The sequence below is a fragment of the Williamsoniiplasma lucivorax ATCC 49196 genome (assembly GCF_000518285.1).
Lineage (GTDB): Bacteria > Bacillota_I > Bacilli_A > Mycoplasmatales > Mycoplasmataceae > Williamsoniiplasma > Williamsoniiplasma lucivorax.
The window spans coordinates 31,559-48,529 of the sequence record NZ_KI912415.1; the positions used below are offsets into that span (position 1 = coordinate 31,559).

Below are 16,971 nucleotides of genomic sequence, written 5' to 3' on the forward strand. Positions count from 1 at the left end.
ATCAAATCTATGGAAAAAATATTTAATCAAAAAATATTAGAGAAACCACTACTAGTTCTAAACGATATTAAAAAAAGTTTTGATAGCACCCTTGCGTTAAAAGGTGTTTATTTAAGAGCTTTTTCAGGAAAAGCGATGGGAATTTTAGGAGAAAATGGGGCAGGTAAATCTACATTAATGAATATTTTAAGTGGAGTTTTTCCAGCAACTTCTGGTCATTTAATTTGAAATGGCATACAACATGATCATTTTAGAAATATTAAAGAAGCTGAACATTTAGGAATATCTATTATTCATCAAGAAATTACTTGTTTTAATGATATGACGGTAATTGATAACATCTTTGCCGGACATGAAATTAACAACTTTGGGCTTATTAATTATAAAAAACAAAAAAGTGCGGCAACTAAAATATTTAATTTATTGAAATTAGATATTAGCTTTAATGAACAAATGTCAAAACTAACAATTGCTGAACAACAAATGGTTGAGATTGCAAAAGCGATGTTAAGACAAAGTAAGTTAATTATCTTTGATGAACCAACATCGTCATTAAGTCGAGTTGATGCAGAAAACCTTTTTAAAATTATTTTAAAACTAAAAAATGAAAAAATGGCAATTTGCTATATTTCTCATAAACTAGAAGAAATTCCAATTGTTTGTGATTTTATCACTATCATTCGTGATGGTAATTACATTGGTGAATACTTAGTTAATGAATTAACCGAAGATCAAATTATTGCAAAAATGGTTGGGAGAGAAATTTTAGAAAAATATCCCAAAAAAGATCAATTAATAAAAAAAGATATTCTTTTTAAAGTCGAAGATTTATCTAATGATTTTGTTAAAAATATTAATTTTGTTTTGTATAAAAATGAAATTCTTGGATTTTCTGGATTAGTTGGAGCTCGGCGAACCGAATTATTCAAATCGCTAATTGGGTATTACCCAAAAGATACGGGTAGATTTTTTCTAGAAGATGAAAACATTGCATTACATGGTGTTAGTTCTGCCATTAAAAAAGGTATCTATTATGTGACAGAAGATAGAAAAAATGATGGCTTATTATTAGATGAAACTATAAAACGAAACATATCGCTGTCTTCCTTGAAAAAAATTTCTTTTTTGAATTTTATTAATTTAAAAAAGGAAAAAAATATCACTAATCAATACAAAGAAAAAATGTCCATTAAAACTAGTAATTTAGAAAATCTAGTTAGAAGTTTGAGTGGGGGTAATCAACAAAAAGTATTATTAGCCAAAGCATTTGCAGCCAAACCTAAAATAATGATTTTTGATGAACCTACTAGAGGTGTGGATGTCGGGAGTAGAAGAGAGATCTATGACTTAATTTATGAAGCGAAAAGAAATGGCATTGGAGTAATTGTTATTTCAAGTGATTTACCAGAAGTGGTTGGATTGTGCAATAGAGTCATTGTTATGAAACATGGAGAAATTTCAAAAGAAATTGAAGGTGTTAATCTAACCCCTGAAGAAGTAATTAAATATGCAATATAGAAAGAGGGAATAGATATGAAACAAATATTAAAGAAAAACAATAAAAAAATTATCTTGGGCCAGATTGAATCTCGGGTGAATTCTGAAAAATTTGTAATCAAAAAATTCTATCAAAATAAAATTGAAAAGAAACAAGATTATATCTTTCTCTTGGCAACTTATAGAGATAATTGTTTAGCTGATTTAAGAAATAAAATCGTTGATTTAGAAAAAGAAAAAGAAAAAGCTTTAACTGATTTAGAATATAAATTCAAAAATTTAGAAATTTTTGAAAATGAATTTAAGATTAAAAAGGCATTAATTGAAAATGGTGAATTTGCAAATTTTAATGAGAAAATTTCTAAAATAAATAAAAAAATTGAAGCCAAAGAAATCAAATGGAATAAATTAATTTCTAAAAAAACGTTGCAAAACAAAACTAAGATATCAAAGTTCAATACAAAACAAGAACTTGAATTACATAAAATCGATAAAAAAAGTCAAAAAATCAATTTAGATCTAGAAAATAGCATTCAAAAACTACAAGAAATGGATGAAGAAGATTTAAAATATAGAGAAAATAGAATACAAAATTCAAAAATTGTCATTAAGAAAAAAGAATTAGATCAACTTGCGCAAAATAAAGCAATTGGTCCGCTTCGATTTGAAGAATTAAGAGAAGAGTACAATAATAAAATTGATGACTTGATAGATAAATCTAATTCAATAAATGAAACCAAATATTCAAAAAGATATTCATCTATCATTCAAAAAGATTTTCTATTTGCTTTTAGTAACAAATCAAAAATCGTAAAAAAAGGTTTAGATACAGTTAATGCGATTAAGTTAATTTTTATAATTATGATTTTTGCTATAGCTGTCGGAATTGTAGAACCAGGCTTCTTTTCAACTAATAATTGAAAAAACATCTTTTATTTAAATGCAGATATTGGTTGTATGGCCATTGGTGTCACAATTATTATTTTAACTGGAGGAATTGATTTATCTATCGGTTCTACAATGGCGTTTGCCACAGCCATGACGGCTAAGTTGATCTTAGGCGGTCTTGATATTGGCATTGTCTTACTTGCCGTAGTTGCATTTTGTGCAGCTTCTGGATTAATCTCCGGAATCTTTGTAAGTATCTTGAGATTTCCGCCGTTTATTATCACATTAATTTTAATGATGATTTGACGTGGTTCAACACAATTTTTATTAGGTAACGTTTCGCAAGCATTTGACAGTAGTTTTTTAACTCAATTAATCCAAACAGAATTCTTGGGATTAAGTGCTGTAGTTTGGATCATGTTTGCATTAGCAATCGTAACGTTCATAATCTTGAAATTTACAGTTTATGGACGCCATGTTTATGCTATTGGAGGAAATTATCGTAGTGCTCAACTTTCAGGAATAAAAACCAAAACTGTTTTAGCTTCCGTGTATGTTTTGGCTGGTTTTTGTGTGGGGATTGGCTCAATTATTTATAATGCAAGAATTCAAACAGCCGCACCTTCAGCCGGTAATGCTTGGGAATTGGATGCTATTGCTTGTGTTGTTCTCGGCGGAACTTTATTAACCGGAGGAAAGGGTGGAATAGTTCTAACAATGCTCGGTTGATTCACAATGAGTGTACTTAAAAATGCTTTAAATTTAGTGGGTCTTTCAAGTGACATTCAATTAATCTTAAAAGGGTTAATTATTATGGTTGCTGTTCTAACAAATACAGAATATAAAATAGTCAAAAAAATCAAATTATGATTTATTAAACAATATAACCAACTTAAATTATTTTTATAAATTAAAGTTGGTGGAAAGATTTAAAATGAAAAAAATATTAAGTTTACTAGCTAGTGCTAGTCTAATTGCAACATCAGCTTCTGCCGTAGTTGCATGTAACAAAGGTGGGGGAGATTCAATTGGATTGTTAATCTCAAATTATAATAATGCTTATTTCCAAAATATGATGAAAGCCGGAAAAGAATATGCAAAAGAAAAAGGTTACACATTAAATACTTATGATTCAAAAGGAACTGTTGATGGTTCACTTGATGTTGAAAATGTGCAAGCTTCAATGACTAAAGGGGATAAAGCAATTATTATCAACCCAGCCAATGTTAAACAAAACAAGGCCATTACTCCAGCACTAAAGGCGAACATTCCGGTTATTAATATTGATACTGAATATGATTCAGCAGTTGGAGAAAGAGGAGCGGCAGCATTTGTTTCAGAACAAACAGAAGCAAGTAATCAAATGTTTGATGCTATTTATAAAAAAATATATGGTGAAGCTCCAAGTGAAACCAACAAAAGCAAGAAAGTTAAAGTTTATGCAATGTGATCTAACCAAGATAATGATGCAGAACAAAAAAGATTTAAAGGATTTGTCTTGGACAACGCAGATTGAATTCAACTTGTAAATCGACCAGGTACTGGTTACCACCAAGGAAGTGTTGCTAAAGAAAACCAAAATACAGGAGATGGAGCAGGAGATACTTTAACTAATGAATGAAACGGAGACAACTCTGCTAAAAATGCACATGTTATTTGAGCAGGAAATGATCCAATGGCTTTAGGGATGAAAAAAGCAATTGATTTATCACCTTCAATGAAAACATGATTTAGTGCACAAGAGGATGGAACAAATCTACGAAAAGGATTTATTTCTGGATTCGATGGTTCAGAAGATGTTGCTTCAGATCTTGGTAAATGAAAAGAAACAGAAAGAAACCATATTTATATCACTGTAAAACAGGAATATAAAAATATTGTTGCAGCAGCAATTGATAAAGCAATTGAATTGATTAAATCAAAAGACCCAGCACCTAAAAACTTTACTGAATCAACAAAAGTTCCTGCAAGTTTAATGTTTGCACCTGGTGAAGGGACAAAAAAATAAAAAATAACTTAAATTTATAATTTAAATTTCATCTAAATTTCCAAATTGAGATGAAATTTTATTGCATTAAAAAAGGATGGAAATTTATGAAAAATAAAAAAACTATTTGTAGCATTGGTGAAATTTTGATTGATGCTTACAACATAAACGGTGAAGAAAAATTTGAAATAGGTGGAGCTTCATTTAATGTAGCTGTTTCGTTAAAAACATTAGGAAATGAGATTTTATTTTTCGGTGCAATTGGAAACGATGAATATGCTCAAAAAATGTTAGAAACATTTGCTTCATATGAATTAAACACCAAATATTTAAAAAATGTAAACAATCACTCAACAATTGCAAAGGTCATTTTAGATAAAAATAATGATCGCAATTTTATTTTTACTAAAGGTGCTGATCAAAATTTTGATTTGGACTTAAATTTAATTGATAAAAAAATTGATTTTATTCATTTTGGTAGTGCAACAGCTTTTTTGAATGGAAAATTGGAAATTTCATATTTTAAATTGTTAGATTATGCCTTAAAAAATAACATACCCTATTCTTTTGATCCAAATTATCGAGATAACTTAATTAATAATTCTAAAATACTTGAAGAATATAAAAAGAAATGCCTAATTTTTATAAAAAATGCTACTTTTATAAAGTTTTCAACAGAAGAAGCTTACCTTCTTTCTGGTTTAAACAATATTGAAAATAGTTTGTTATTTTTTGGAAATCTTAATCCATCTGCTTTAATTTGCATTACTCAAGGCAAGGAAGACACCTTATTTTATTGAAAGGCAAAAACTTACTATGTTCCAATTAAAAAAATAGCAAATGTTATTGATACAACAGGAGCTGGAGATGCTTTTGTTAGTGGAGTTATACATTACTTATTAAAGTACAATTTTTCATCAAAAAGTAGCGCCAAAGAAATTTTAAAAATTATTAAATTAGGCAATGAATTTGCAAGCAAAAATGTTGAGTACTTGGGAGCACTAACATTCTTGAATTATATTTAGTATTATTTGTGTGTTTGTTGTTTTGGAACCAAACCAAATACCTTATTTTGACTCACGAAAATAATTTTATTTTATTTTAGTTTGGTTCAAAAACAAAAGGGTTTATAATTTAAAAGTATGAAAAGGAATGATAATATGAGAAAAAAAATAATTTTCGGAAATTGAAAAATGAACGGAACAAACACAGAGGTGAAAGCCTTTTTAAAATTAGTTGATAAAAAGGTAAAAAACACTGATGTTGTAGCTGGATTAGGATTACCATTCACAGCTTTACAAACCGGAGTTAAGAAAGCAAAAAACGTGAAAATTGCTGCTGAAAATGTCCATTTTCATCAAAATGGTGCATATACAGGTGAAGTTTCAATCGCCATGTTACAAGAAATTGGTGTGGGATATGTGATTATTGGACATTCTGAAAGAAGAGAGATGTTCAATGAAACTGATCAAAGTGTTAATGCTAAAGCAATTGCTTTATTAGCAAACAACATGACCCCAATTATTTGTTGTGGAGAAACATTAGCAACAAAAGAAGCTGGCAATACAGTTAAATTTGTTAATGCTCAAATTAAAGCAGCTTACAAAACAATTAGTAAAGAAGATGCTGTGAAAACAATTATTGCTTATGAACCAATTTGAGCTATTGGAACTGGTAAAACAGCCACTGCTCAAGATGCTCAAGATGTATGTAAAGCAATTCGTCAGAATTTAGCTAAAATTTATGACAAACCAACAGCTGAACAAATGATTATTCAATATGGTGGTTCAGTCAAACCAGCCAACATTAAAGAATTAATGGAACAACAAGATATTGATGGAGCATTAGTTGGTGGAGCGAGTTTAGTCGCTGAAGATTACATCGCTTTAATTAACTATAATAACTAAGATGCAAAAAATTAAATTATTAGCACTTGATATGGATGGAACTGCATATCATCGCATGGGGTATGTCATTGAAGAAAACATTAAACCAATTCAAACCGCTTTAAAGCAAGGCGTGGAAGTGGTTTTTGTGACTGGACGACCGGTCCATTCCCGTCCCAACCAAATCATTGAAAATGGTTTTGCTAAAGACGATCAAGCAATCATTATTGGTTATAATGGAGGAGCAATTTATAATATTGCTCAAAAAAAGATTATTAAAAAAGATCCAATTAAAGCTGATTTGGTGCGCAAGGCTTTCGCTTTAGCTGAACAACCTGAATTTGCTGGTTCAATTTTATGAGCTTATGTTGATGATTTACAAACTGTGGTGACGAATGTCGCTCAACCAAGTCATGTGGCTAATAAACCAAATGAATATCTTGATGAAATGAAATTTTTTGATGGTAACTTTGCGGAATGAAAAGAGATCACACCAACTTTTAACAATGATTGTTTTAAAATGATTGCTTTTGCTGCCCGCCCAGGATTTATTCAAGCTTTAGCAGATCTAGGTTTTGAAGTGGCTTTAGATGGGCGCACAACATCAGAGGTGAATGCTCCTGGAATTAACAAAGCACATGCTTTGAAATGATTGCTTGATCAATTAAAAATTGATCAAGCACACACAATGGCAGTTGGTGATGGCAATAATGATATCGCCATGATTAAATTTGTTGGGTGTGGTGTGTCAATTGCCAACTCAGTTGAAGCAGTGAAAAGTGTTGCCAAATTACATATTCCTTTAACAAATGTTGAAGGTGCGGTGGCACATATTATTGAACAATATGTTTTAAAAAAATAAGGAGAAAATATGAAAGTTAAACAACCAGTTTTATTAGCGATTCTTGATGGATGAGGAATTAGTGATGAACACAATCCAGGCAATGCTGTAGCCCAAGCTAACATGACTTTTGTCAAACAATTAGAAAGTAGATATCCATGAGTTAAAGCGCACGCTTCCGGGGAATGAGTTGGCTTGCCTGATGGTCAAATGGGTAATTCTGAAGTTGGCCATATCCATTTAGGTGCGGGAAGAATTAATTTTGAATCTTTAGCAAAATTAAATAAAGAAGTGAGAACCAAACAAATTGCAACTAATCAAGAAATTGTTGCAGCCTTCAATTTTGTCAAAGAACATGATTCAGTATTACACTTAATGGGAATGTTTTCTGATGGTGGGGTGCATTCACATATGGATCATATGCTAGCAATTTATCAAGCTGCTGTTGATTTTGGGTTAACTAAAATTGTCTTTGATTTATTTACTGATGGACGTGATACCCAACCAAAAGTGGTGATTAATTATCTGAACACTTTATTAACTTTAATTAAACAAAATAACAATATTGGTGTGCTTGGCTCAATTAGTGGACGTTATTTTGCCATGGATCGTGATAAACGTTTTGAACGTAGTGCGCAAGCTTACCAAGCAATGGTCTCAAGAACAAGTGTTGCTTCATTTACTGATCCAACTGCTTACATTGAAGAACAATATGCACTTGGTAAAGATGATGAAATGATTATGCCAGCTTTTAATGTAAATAATTCTTTTGGTGGGATAACTCATGATGATGCAGTTATTTTTACTAACTTTAGACCTGATCGTGCGATTCAAATTGCTTCAATTATGACTAATCATCAATATCCTGCTTGAAATGATGCTGCATTTCAAGATTTGAATTTTATCGGGGATAAAATTCACTTTGTATCAATGATGAAATATGCTGATTCAGTGACTTCCCCATTCATCGCTTACCCGCCAACCCCTTTAACAAATACCCTAGGACAATTTTTATCAGCTCAAGGGTATAAACAATTACGTATTGCTGAAACTGAAAAAATTGCGCATGTGACTTTCTTTTTTGACGGAGGTAATGATTACTTTAAAAATGGTTTAGCTAAACCAAATGAAATTACTTTACCGGGAGCTAGTTTAGATTTAATTGCTTCACCAAAAGTAGCAACTTATGATTTAAAACCAGAAATGTCAGCCAGAGAAATTACTGACCAATTATTAATTGAAATTGCTAAAAATGAATTTGATTTTATTGTTTTAAATTTTGCCAATGCTGATATGGTTGGACATACAGGCATCGAAGAAGCTGCCATTGCGGCTGTTCAAGTTTTAGATGCACAATTAAAAAGAATTTATGATAGTTTTGTTGTCAAACACAATGGAGTGATGGTCATCACAGCAGATCATGGGAATGCTGAAATTATGATTGATGAAACTGGTCAAGCAAATAAAAAACACACAACTAGCTTAGTTCCGATCATTATTACTAAAGATGTGCAATTAGCAAGCAATGATATTGGAATTGCCAATGTTGCACCAACTATTCTTGATTTAATGGAACTTGGTATTCCTCCAGAAATGACTGAAAAATCATTAATTATTAAATAAGCAATTGACCTTTTTGATTTGTTCAAAACAAGTTTTTCAAATAAACACTAAAAATTGCAAAAAAATCCCTAATCTAATAAGGGGTAGCAAACATGAAATCTAAAAATAGTTTTGATTCAAAACTTGAATCTGAGCATTATATTGATTTACAAATTTTTATTCATCGTAACGAATTAGTTGTTAAATCAAACTTAAAAGAAATTGAAGAACAACTTTTTGCGATTGGTGATGATATAATCAACTATACAAATGAAGATAAAGCATTCTATGCTGAAGCAATGATAAACATTATCACAAAGGCGGTCAAAATGATTCAAAGCGGATTAACACCAATTCAACCAAAACCGGTTTTACCAAAAATTAAGAAACCAAAAAAAGATCGATTTGCAGAAATACAAGCTCGATTAGATCGCTTGGAACTTGAAAACATGCAATTAAAAGCAGAAATTGTTGAATTAAGAGCAGAAAATGCTCAATTAAAAGCAGAAAATGCCCAATTGAAAGCAGAAATTGTTCAATTAAAAGTTAGATTATCAAAATACGAACAAGTCTAAGTCGCATTTAAAAATTGCCATCAATGATGGCAATTTTTAATAGTATTGAAGAACAACTTTTTGCGATTGGTGATGATATAATCAACTATACAAATGAAGATAAAGCATTCTATGCTGAAGCAATGATAAACATTATCACAAAGGCGGTCAAAATGATTCAAAGCGGATTAACACCAATTCAACCAAAGCCGGTTTTACCAAAAACTAAGAAACCAAAAAAAGATCGATTTGCAGAAATACAAGCTCGATTAGATCGCTTGGAACTTGAAAACATGCAATTAAGAGCAGAAAATGCCCAATTGAAAGCAGAAATTGTTCAATTAAAAGTTAGATTATCAAAATACGAACAAGTCTAAGTCATATTTAAAAATTGCCATCATTGATGGCAATTTTTATTTAGTCACATAAAAAATCATTTAGATTTATTCTTAAAAAAATTTTATTTCGTCAAAAAATAGATTAATTGGTTATAATGTAAAAGTAAGAAAGAGTGGTGAGTATTTATGACATTAGTTAATGTGGTATCAGGTGAAGGCCCTGAGTCCGAAAGTTTTAAATGATTAAATAATGTTATAAGTCAACCACTTTTTTGTGACTAATTTGTAAAATTATTTAATCCTATCGTATAGGAGGAAAGAAATGATTAATTTAAAAACAATTTCTCTCGTTTCTAAAATCAAAGACAAACAAAAGCCAACATTTGAAAATGAAAAATTAATCAAAAAAATAGCAAGTGCTGATCAAGAAGAAGTGAAGAACATTCTAGATTTGAAGCATTTTGGTTTGACTAATGATGAATATCGAGACAGAGAAGAAGAATACGGAACTAATGAGCTAAAAAAACATCGCTTTAATTTATTTTTAGAGATTATTAAAGCTTATTTGAATCCTTTCAATTTAATATTGCTGACAATTGCCACATATTATTTTTTATCATATGCCACTTTTCAGTTTTGAACTGAAGAATCACGTAGTATTTTTGATGTGACTGGGGCAATTGTCATTATGTTTATGATTTTTGCCAGTGGAACAATGACTTTTGTGCAAGCTTTAAGAAGTTATTTTATTAGTAAAAAAATTGGTAATATCGTCAAAAGTACAACTGATATTATTCGCCATAAAAATAATGAAAATTTAGTAGATTTTATGCACATTGATGCATCAAATCAATTAGATTTAATTAAATTAGGTGAAGAGTTGGATGTTAAAGAACTTGTGCCTGGAGATTTGGTTTTTTTATCAAGTGGAGATATGATCCCGGCCGATGTCAGAATCTTATATTCTAAAGATTTATTTATTAACCAATCATCTTTAACTGGGGAATCACTACCTGTTGAAAAACATGCTGCCAATGCCAAAGATACAAATAATATTTTAGAGTTTGAAAACATTTGTTACACTGGGACCAGTGTGGTTTCTGGTAGCGGAATTGCGATTGTGATTACTACTGGAAATGATACTTATTTTGCAACCATTAGTAAAACTATTATGGAAAAAAGACCACAAGGGAGTTTTTCAACTGGTGTCAAAAAAGTGACGAGAGTTTTATTAATTTTAATGTTAGTGATGGTGCCAATGGTTTATCTAATTAATGCTGGAGTTGGTTATTCTGGTTGAGATGGAGCTGGTGGCTTTGCTGAAAATCCATGATTTAAAGCAATCTTTTTTGCAGTGGCCATTGCTGTTGGACTAACCCCAGAAATGCTCCCAATGATTGTGACAACGAATCTGGCAAATGGAGCCGGACGAATGGCGAAAGGCAAAGTTGTTGTGAAAAAATTAGATGCGATTCAATCATTGGGGGCAATTGATATTTTAGCGACTGATAAAACCGGAACTTTAACAAACGATAAAATTGTTTTAACCGATTTCTTAACTGTTGATAAACAAAAAGATCCCCGCTTATTAAAATATCTTTATTTAAATAGTTATTACCAAACTGGAATTAAAAACCCGATGGACAAAGCAATTATTGATTATGTTTCAACTCATCGTTTAAATTTTGATTTACATCAACAACAAAAGATTGATGAAATTCCTTTTGATTTTGATCGCCGTAAATTAACTGTCATTTTTGATAGTGAAGCTGAGGGAAGAATTTTAGTCACTAAAGGAAGTATGGAAGAAATTCTAAGTGTTTCAACGCAAGTTTATTACCAAGGTAAAGTCCAAAAATTAACCCCAAGTATTAAAGCCCAAATCGAAGCTTACTTTTCAAAAATTAATAATCAAGGGAAACGTGTCATCGGGGTTGCTTACAAACCAGTGGCACAAAACCAAGACCGTTTTTCTCCTCATGATGAAAGCGATTTAATCTTTTTTGGTTTTGCAACCTTTTTAGATACACCAAAACCATCAACTAAAAAAATGATTAAACTTTTACAAAAATATGGTGTGGAATTAAAAATTTTAACTGGTGATAATGAACAAGTCACCCGTGCGATTTGTAAAATGGTGAATCTTGAGATTAAAGGTTTAGTCACCGGTGAGCAAATGGATGCTGCTAGTGAACAAGAAATGAAGTTAATGGTTGAACACGCCAATATTTTTGTCAAGTTAAATCCTTTACAAAAAGTTAAAGTAATTCAAGTTTTAAAACAAAATGATCATGTTGTTGGTTTTATGGGTGATGGGATTAATGATGCTCCTGTGCTTCGTCAAAGTGATGTGGCGATTTCAGTCAATAACGCTTCAGATATTGCCAAAGATGCTTCTGACATTATTTTGTTAGAAAAATCATTATTAGTTTTAGAAAAAGGAATCATTCAAGGACGTACTATTTTTTGCAACATTTTAAAATATATTAAAGTTACTACTTCATCAAATTTTGGAAATGTTTTATCAATGATTGTGGCAAGTATTATTCTGCCGTTCCTACCAATGTTGCCTGTGCAAATTTTATTTCAAAATTTAATTTATGATATGTCACAATTTGCTATGGCCTTAGATAATGTTGATGAACACTTTGTGGCGAAACCGCAACGTTGGCATGCCAATAACTTATATCCATTTGTGCTGATGAATGGACCTGTTAGTTCGATTTTTGACATTTTAACGTTTGTGATTGTTGGGTTTGGTTATGGTTTAGTGCCAGCTTTCCTCCAACCAGCTACTCCTGCTGAACAAAGTGCCATTGTTGCTCAATTCAATGCTAGTTGGTTCTTAGTCGGAGTGATTACTCAATCTGTGGTGATGCAAGTGCTACGTACTGAGAAAATTCCGTTCATCCAATCACGTTCACCATGAATTGTTTATTTATCAATGTGCTTAGTGATTGGGGTAACATTCACAGTTGTCTTCTCTCCAGTTAACTCATTATTACAAATGAAATCTCCCGAATTACCATTTATTGCGATTATGGTTGGGTTAGTCACCGCTTATCTCTTCTTAGCCCAACTTGTCAAAATGCTTTATATTAAAATCTTTAAGCGTTGGCTATAGTTAGCACAAGATTTAATTTACAAATTCCATTTTTTTAAGCTAAAAAATGGAATTTTTTTATTACTAATTTTTTCATTCTCAAAAAGAAGTACGATTTTTATGTAGGAAAGGAATTAAAAAATGGAAGGAATTTTAAATCTTATTTTAAGTGAAAAAAAATGTTTAACAATTACTGATGTGAATCAAGTTGTGCAAAGTTTCAATAACATTTTTGCTAATCAAAAAGTTGAAGCAGTGAAAATTCAAACTGATCATCACAACGGTGTGCAAATTATCACTTTTAAAACGGATTTAGCTGTTTTTGATTTATATCATATTTTAAATCCAGAACAGCAAAACAAAACAATTTATCTTGAACACCAAACCAGGGAAGTGGTCGCTGTCGCTGGTTCAGCTCCCCCGTCAACCCAAGTTTTAATCAATATTGGTTGAGATATTGATGGTAAAGCATACCAAGCCCCACGTGATGTTGTCAAAGTACCAAACTATATTAGTCCAAAAATTAAAGATTTAAGTGAAATGTTTGCTGGTTGTACTGATTTTAATGATGATCTATCTTATTGAGACACCACCAATATTTGAAACATGAGTGAGATGTTTTGTGGTGCTAGTCAATTTGATAGTGATTTGGCTAGTTGAGATGTAGCAAATGTTAATTATATGGATCGAATGTTTGCTCAAGCGATGTTTTTTAATCAAGACATCGCGATGTGAGATACCAGCCAAGTTGTTGATATGTCAGGGATGTTTCATGATGCTTATAACTTTGCGCAAGATCTTTCGAGTTGGCATGTTGATAGTGTCGAGTTTTATGATCATTTTGCTGATTGTGCTGATTTGCAAAATGAACCAACATATCTCCCTCACTTCAAAACCATCACTTAGTTAGTTAAAACTTAAAACTTTCAAAAATCGAAAATTTTGAAAGTTTTTTAATGCTTTGTGAACTTTTCTGGTTGAAGATAACTTACACAATTTGGTTTATCTTTAAAAAATGGTTGCTCTTAGTCTAATTAAATTTGTATAATTAAGAGATAAAACAATTAACTTAACAAACAGAAAGGTTTTGAAATCATGAAAATAAAAATAATTGAACATCTTAAGGACTGAAGATTTATGTTTAAATTGTTTAGTTTTACAGCTTGTGCTTTAATTCTTGGGATTGGTTTAATTTATGCCTTTTTTATCGATTATTGATATGTTGATCCAGTTAAAGATGGTTGAAAAATAGCTTATCCTCGACTTTATAACATTAATGTGATTATGAGTTTTTGGTCTGTCCAAACTAATGTTTTAGTTTTATTATGATTTGGGTTTGCCTTGTTTAAACATAACCAAGAACAAAAAAGTAAATTCACAAACATTGTGAGTCAAACTAACATCACTGTTTATATTACTGTGACGATGTTTTTATTTTGAGGAGCGATTGTTGGGAACATGTTAGGTCAATCAATGTATGATTTTAAAAACAACACCACATCTGACGTGGTGGTGACAGTTTTAACCCATCTCTTTACACCACTACTGATGATTGTGTATTATGTTTTAAATATTGGGCATCATCGGGTTTATTGAAGATGAAGTTGAACAATTTTTATTTATCCAATTTTATATTGTATTTTTTCTTATGTGCGTGCTGAAATTTTAAAAGCTGATGGTATTCGCCCAGGCTATTTCATCTATGCTTATCCATTTTTAAATTTTGATCAACCTTTATTTGGGACATCTTTAGCTTTAAGTAATTTTGTTACAATTTTTGGTTTAGCGAGTTTAATGGGTGTCCTTTGTGCAGCATTTAGTTTATTGAATAACCTCTTTTACAAACATAATCTAAAAAAGGGTAAATTGGTTTTGACAACTAATCAATGCCAATGTTTAAATTGTGCTTGTCAACATTGTGCTTGTTTAAGCCAAAAACGGGTGTAATTATGTCAGAAATCATCATCTGAAAGTCTTTACAAGACACCAAGGCTTATGCCAAGCACATTGCACAATTAATCCAAACAGAAAAACAACCGTTTTTCCTTTTGCTCAAGGGAGATTTAGGGGCTGGTAAAACCACTTTTACTAAACAATTATTATTAAGTTTAGGAGTCCAACAAAGAGTCACTTCCCCAACTTTTGTGATTATGAATCAATATCAAGTTGGTGAATTAACAATTAATCATATGGATGCTTACCGTTTAAATCACACAACTGATTTAGAAATGTACTTTGAACAATTTGATCAAGCGATTAATATTGTCGAATGGTCAAATAATTTAAATGTTGATTGATCTCAATTTAAGACTTTAACTTTATCAATTAAAATTATTGATGAAAACACGAGAGAAGTTGAGGTTAATTAAGATGAAATTATTTATTGATACAACAAATTGAAAGCTTATTTTTGTTTTGGTCAAGGATGGGAAAATTGTGGACCAATTTTTCCAAGATAACACTAAAAAAGTTAGTGATATCTTTTTTGATTGTTTGAACTTATTTTTAGAGCGTAATCACTTACAATTAAATGCTTTGCAAGATTTTTATTTAACAACTGGACCTGGGAGTTATACCGGGGTGCGCATTGGGATTAGTTTTGTTAAAACTTTAAAAGTTTTAAATCCCCAAATTAATGTGTTGACAATTGATACTTTAAAGTTTCAAGCAGGAGACGGGACAAAGATTTCCTTATTGAATGCGCGTTCTGGCAAATATTATGCTGCTGTTTTTAATCATTTTAAAATGGAACAAGCTATCCAATTAATTAGCCAAGATGAAGTAGGAGTAGTTTTTAAAGAGTACTTAGCCCAAGGTTATCAAACGGTTATTGATTATACTAATCTAGCTTTTGCTCAGCATGTTCTTGATTTAATGGACCATCAACAATTTTGTTTGATTAAACAAGTCGTAGACATTAAACCAAAATACATTAAATCTTTTCTTTAAAGAGTTTAATTTTTTCAAAGTTTTATAATTATTACAAAGATTAATCTTTGGAGGAAAAAATCTAATCATGAAAAAACTATTGACACTACTCGGTAGTGTCGGGATGATGACGGCAATCACAACAACTGCAATCACGGTTGTTTCTTGTACAAAAGATCATCATAAAGAAAAAACACAACTTAATAAAATAATTAAAATCACAGCTTTAAAATCGAAAGCAAACTTAGATGGAACAGTCCCAAGTAAAGGTGGTTTAGGCCAAGAAGTTGAACCAGGTGTGCTTATTCAGGCAATTATTGATACTAATGCTGACTTTACTAATCGAGATGGGCATCTTGATGCTCAAGATATCCATATGACACCAGGAGCAGAGCACACTGGGTGGTCTGGAACAGCAATTGTCCATGGTGTTGGTGATTATGAAGGTACAGTCACTGTTTCATTTACATTACATTATCAACCAGAATAAAATTTAAATAATAAATAAAACTAATTTAATGATTTTGATGGTCATCAACTAACTATGTAATGATCAAAACTTAATGAATTTAAACCACAAACCTTATTCCATGGTTTGTGGTTTTATTGCTATAAGCAATTTCTTCATAAAATCAAAAATGAGAAAAAATTTTGTTTTTTTTTAAAAAAACAGAGATTTTCTTAGTTTATGTACTACTTTTCAGCAAGAAAAAAAGAATATTTTTCAACAATAAAAACAGAAATTTGTCTTTTTGGAGAAAAAAAATGAAAGATTTCTTTTTAATAACCTATATAATAGAGTTAGAGAGAAAACTATCGGAGGAAATTTTAAAAATGAAAAAATTATTAACATTACTTGGTAGTGTTGGAATGGTTGCCGCGACTGCTGCAACAGTTGTTGCATGTAACAAAAATGAAACAAAAGCAGACATTGAAGGAAAAGTGGGAGAAAAAAAATCATTTGATCTTCCAAAAGATCTTCTTAAAGATTATAAAGAACCTAAAGCTACTGAAGTAGTTGCTAAAGAAAAAACACCAATGTTGGGTGACATTAAAATAATTCTAGCAACAGCAACAACTCCTGCAAAACTTGAATTTACACCAACAGCAGCTGGTGAAACTGAAATTAAAATCGAAGGTAAAAAAGGTGACGCTACTGAATTTACAGAAATTAAAAAGTTTTCAGTTAAAGTTGCAGCTAATGTCAAAGATCTTAAAGACCTTGGAGCTGTTGTAATTAAAGTCGGAATGGACAAAGCAGCTATTGAAACAGCCGTTCAAACTGAAGTAGTTAAATTAGCAAAAGATGCTAAGCTTACTACCGATTACACAATTGAAGGAATTAAA

At 30.9% G+C, this 16,971-nt stretch carries 16 protein-coding genes; all 16 read left to right on the forward strand.

Annotated elements, in window-relative coordinates:
* Positions 1-9: 9 nt before the first annotated feature.
* Complete coding sequence (locus P695_RS0104990; protein WP_035026640.1) at positions 10-1,518, forward strand: sugar ABC transporter ATP-binding protein; 1,509 nt, start codon at positions 10-12, stop codon at positions 1,516-1,518.
* A gap of 15 nt (positions 1,519-1,533) precedes the next feature.
* On the forward strand, positions 1,534-3,294 hold the full coding sequence (locus P695_RS05955; protein WP_051437407.1) for an ABC transporter permease: 1,761 nt from the start codon (positions 1,534-1,536) through the stop codon (positions 3,292-3,294).
* A 25-nt stretch (positions 3,295-3,319) separates the two neighbouring features.
* A complete protein-coding gene (locus tag P695_RS0105000; protein ID WP_028127106.1) occupies positions 3,320-4,393 on the forward strand; it encodes a sugar ABC transporter substrate-binding protein in 1,074 nt (357 codons plus the stop codon).
* A gap of 86 nt (positions 4,394-4,479) precedes the next feature.
* Positions 4,480-5,397, forward strand: a complete 918-nt coding sequence (locus tag P695_RS05750; RefSeq protein WP_051437408.1) for a carbohydrate kinase family protein — start codon at positions 4,480-4,482, stop codon at positions 5,395-5,397.
* Positions 5,398-5,532: 135 nt separating this feature from the next.
* Positions 5,533-6,279 (forward strand): triose-phosphate isomerase, encoded by a 747-nt coding sequence (gene tpiA, locus P695_RS0105010; protein ID WP_028127107.1) that lies wholly within the window; start codon positions 5,533-5,535, stop codon positions 6,277-6,279.
* A 1-nt stretch (position 6,280) separates the two neighbouring features.
* Positions 6,281-7,120 carry an HAD-IIB family hydrolase gene (locus tag P695_RS0105015; RefSeq protein WP_028127108.1) on the forward strand — a complete coding sequence of 280 codons (840 nt, stop codon included), beginning with the start codon at positions 6,281-6,283 and terminating at the stop codon, positions 7,118-7,120.
* A 9-nt stretch (positions 7,121-7,129) separates the two neighbouring features.
* Positions 7,130-8,722, forward strand: coding sequence for a 2,3-bisphosphoglycerate-independent phosphoglycerate mutase (gene gpmI / locus P695_RS0105020; RefSeq protein WP_028127109.1), 1,593 nt, complete (start codon positions 7,130-7,132; stop codon positions 8,720-8,722).
* 92 nt (positions 8,723-8,814) lie between these two features.
* Positions 8,815-9,276 (forward strand): FtsB family cell division protein, encoded by a 462-nt coding sequence (locus P695_RS0105025; protein ID WP_028127110.1) that lies wholly within the window; start codon positions 8,815-8,817, stop codon positions 9,274-9,276.
* A 23-nt stretch (positions 9,277-9,299) separates the two neighbouring features.
* The gene (locus P695_RS0105030; protein ID WP_028127111.1) at positions 9,300-9,632 is read left to right on the forward strand and encodes a hypothetical protein; all 333 of its coding nucleotides are present in this window, start codon (positions 9,300-9,302) and stop codon (positions 9,630-9,632) included.
* 283 nt (positions 9,633-9,915) lie between these two features.
* Positions 9,916-12,717: a magnesium-translocating P-type ATPase gene (mgtA, locus tag P695_RS0105035; protein WP_051437409.1), complete on the forward strand. Its 2,802-nt coding sequence runs from the start codon at positions 9,916-9,918 to the stop codon at positions 12,715-12,717.
* Positions 12,718-12,837: 120 nt separating this feature from the next.
* The gene (locus P695_RS05960) at positions 12,838-13,602 is read left to right on the forward strand and encodes a BspA family leucine-rich repeat surface protein (protein WP_051437410.1); all 765 of its coding nucleotides are present in this window, start codon (positions 12,838-12,840) and stop codon (positions 13,600-13,602) included.
* 189 nt (positions 13,603-13,791) lie between these two features.
* Positions 13,792-14,643, forward strand: coding sequence for a Pr6Pr family membrane protein (locus P695_RS0105045; RefSeq protein WP_146063679.1), 852 nt, complete (start codon positions 13,792-13,794; stop codon positions 14,641-14,643).
* Positions 14,644-14,645: 2 nt separating this feature from the next.
* Positions 14,646-15,065, forward strand: coding sequence for a tRNA (adenosine(37)-N6)-threonylcarbamoyltransferase complex ATPase subunit type 1 TsaE (gene tsaE, locus P695_RS0105050; protein WP_028127114.1), 420 nt, complete (start codon positions 14,646-14,648; stop codon positions 15,063-15,065).
* 1 nt (position 15,066) lies between these two features.
* Entirely contained in the window at positions 15,067-15,645 is a 579-nt protein-coding gene (gene tsaB, locus P695_RS0105055; RefSeq protein WP_028127115.1) for a tRNA (adenosine(37)-N6)-threonylcarbamoyltransferase complex dimerization subunit type 1 TsaB, read from the forward strand.
* A gap of 67 nt (positions 15,646-15,712) precedes the next feature.
* Positions 15,713-16,114 (forward strand): hypothetical protein, encoded by a 402-nt coding sequence (locus P695_RS06315; RefSeq protein WP_028127116.1) that lies wholly within the window; start codon positions 15,713-15,715, stop codon positions 16,112-16,114.
* 344 nt (positions 16,115-16,458) lie between these two features.
* On the forward strand, positions 16,459-16,971 hold a 513-nt coding region (locus tag P695_RS06320; RefSeq protein WP_035026642.1), incomplete at its 3' end, for a lipoprotein.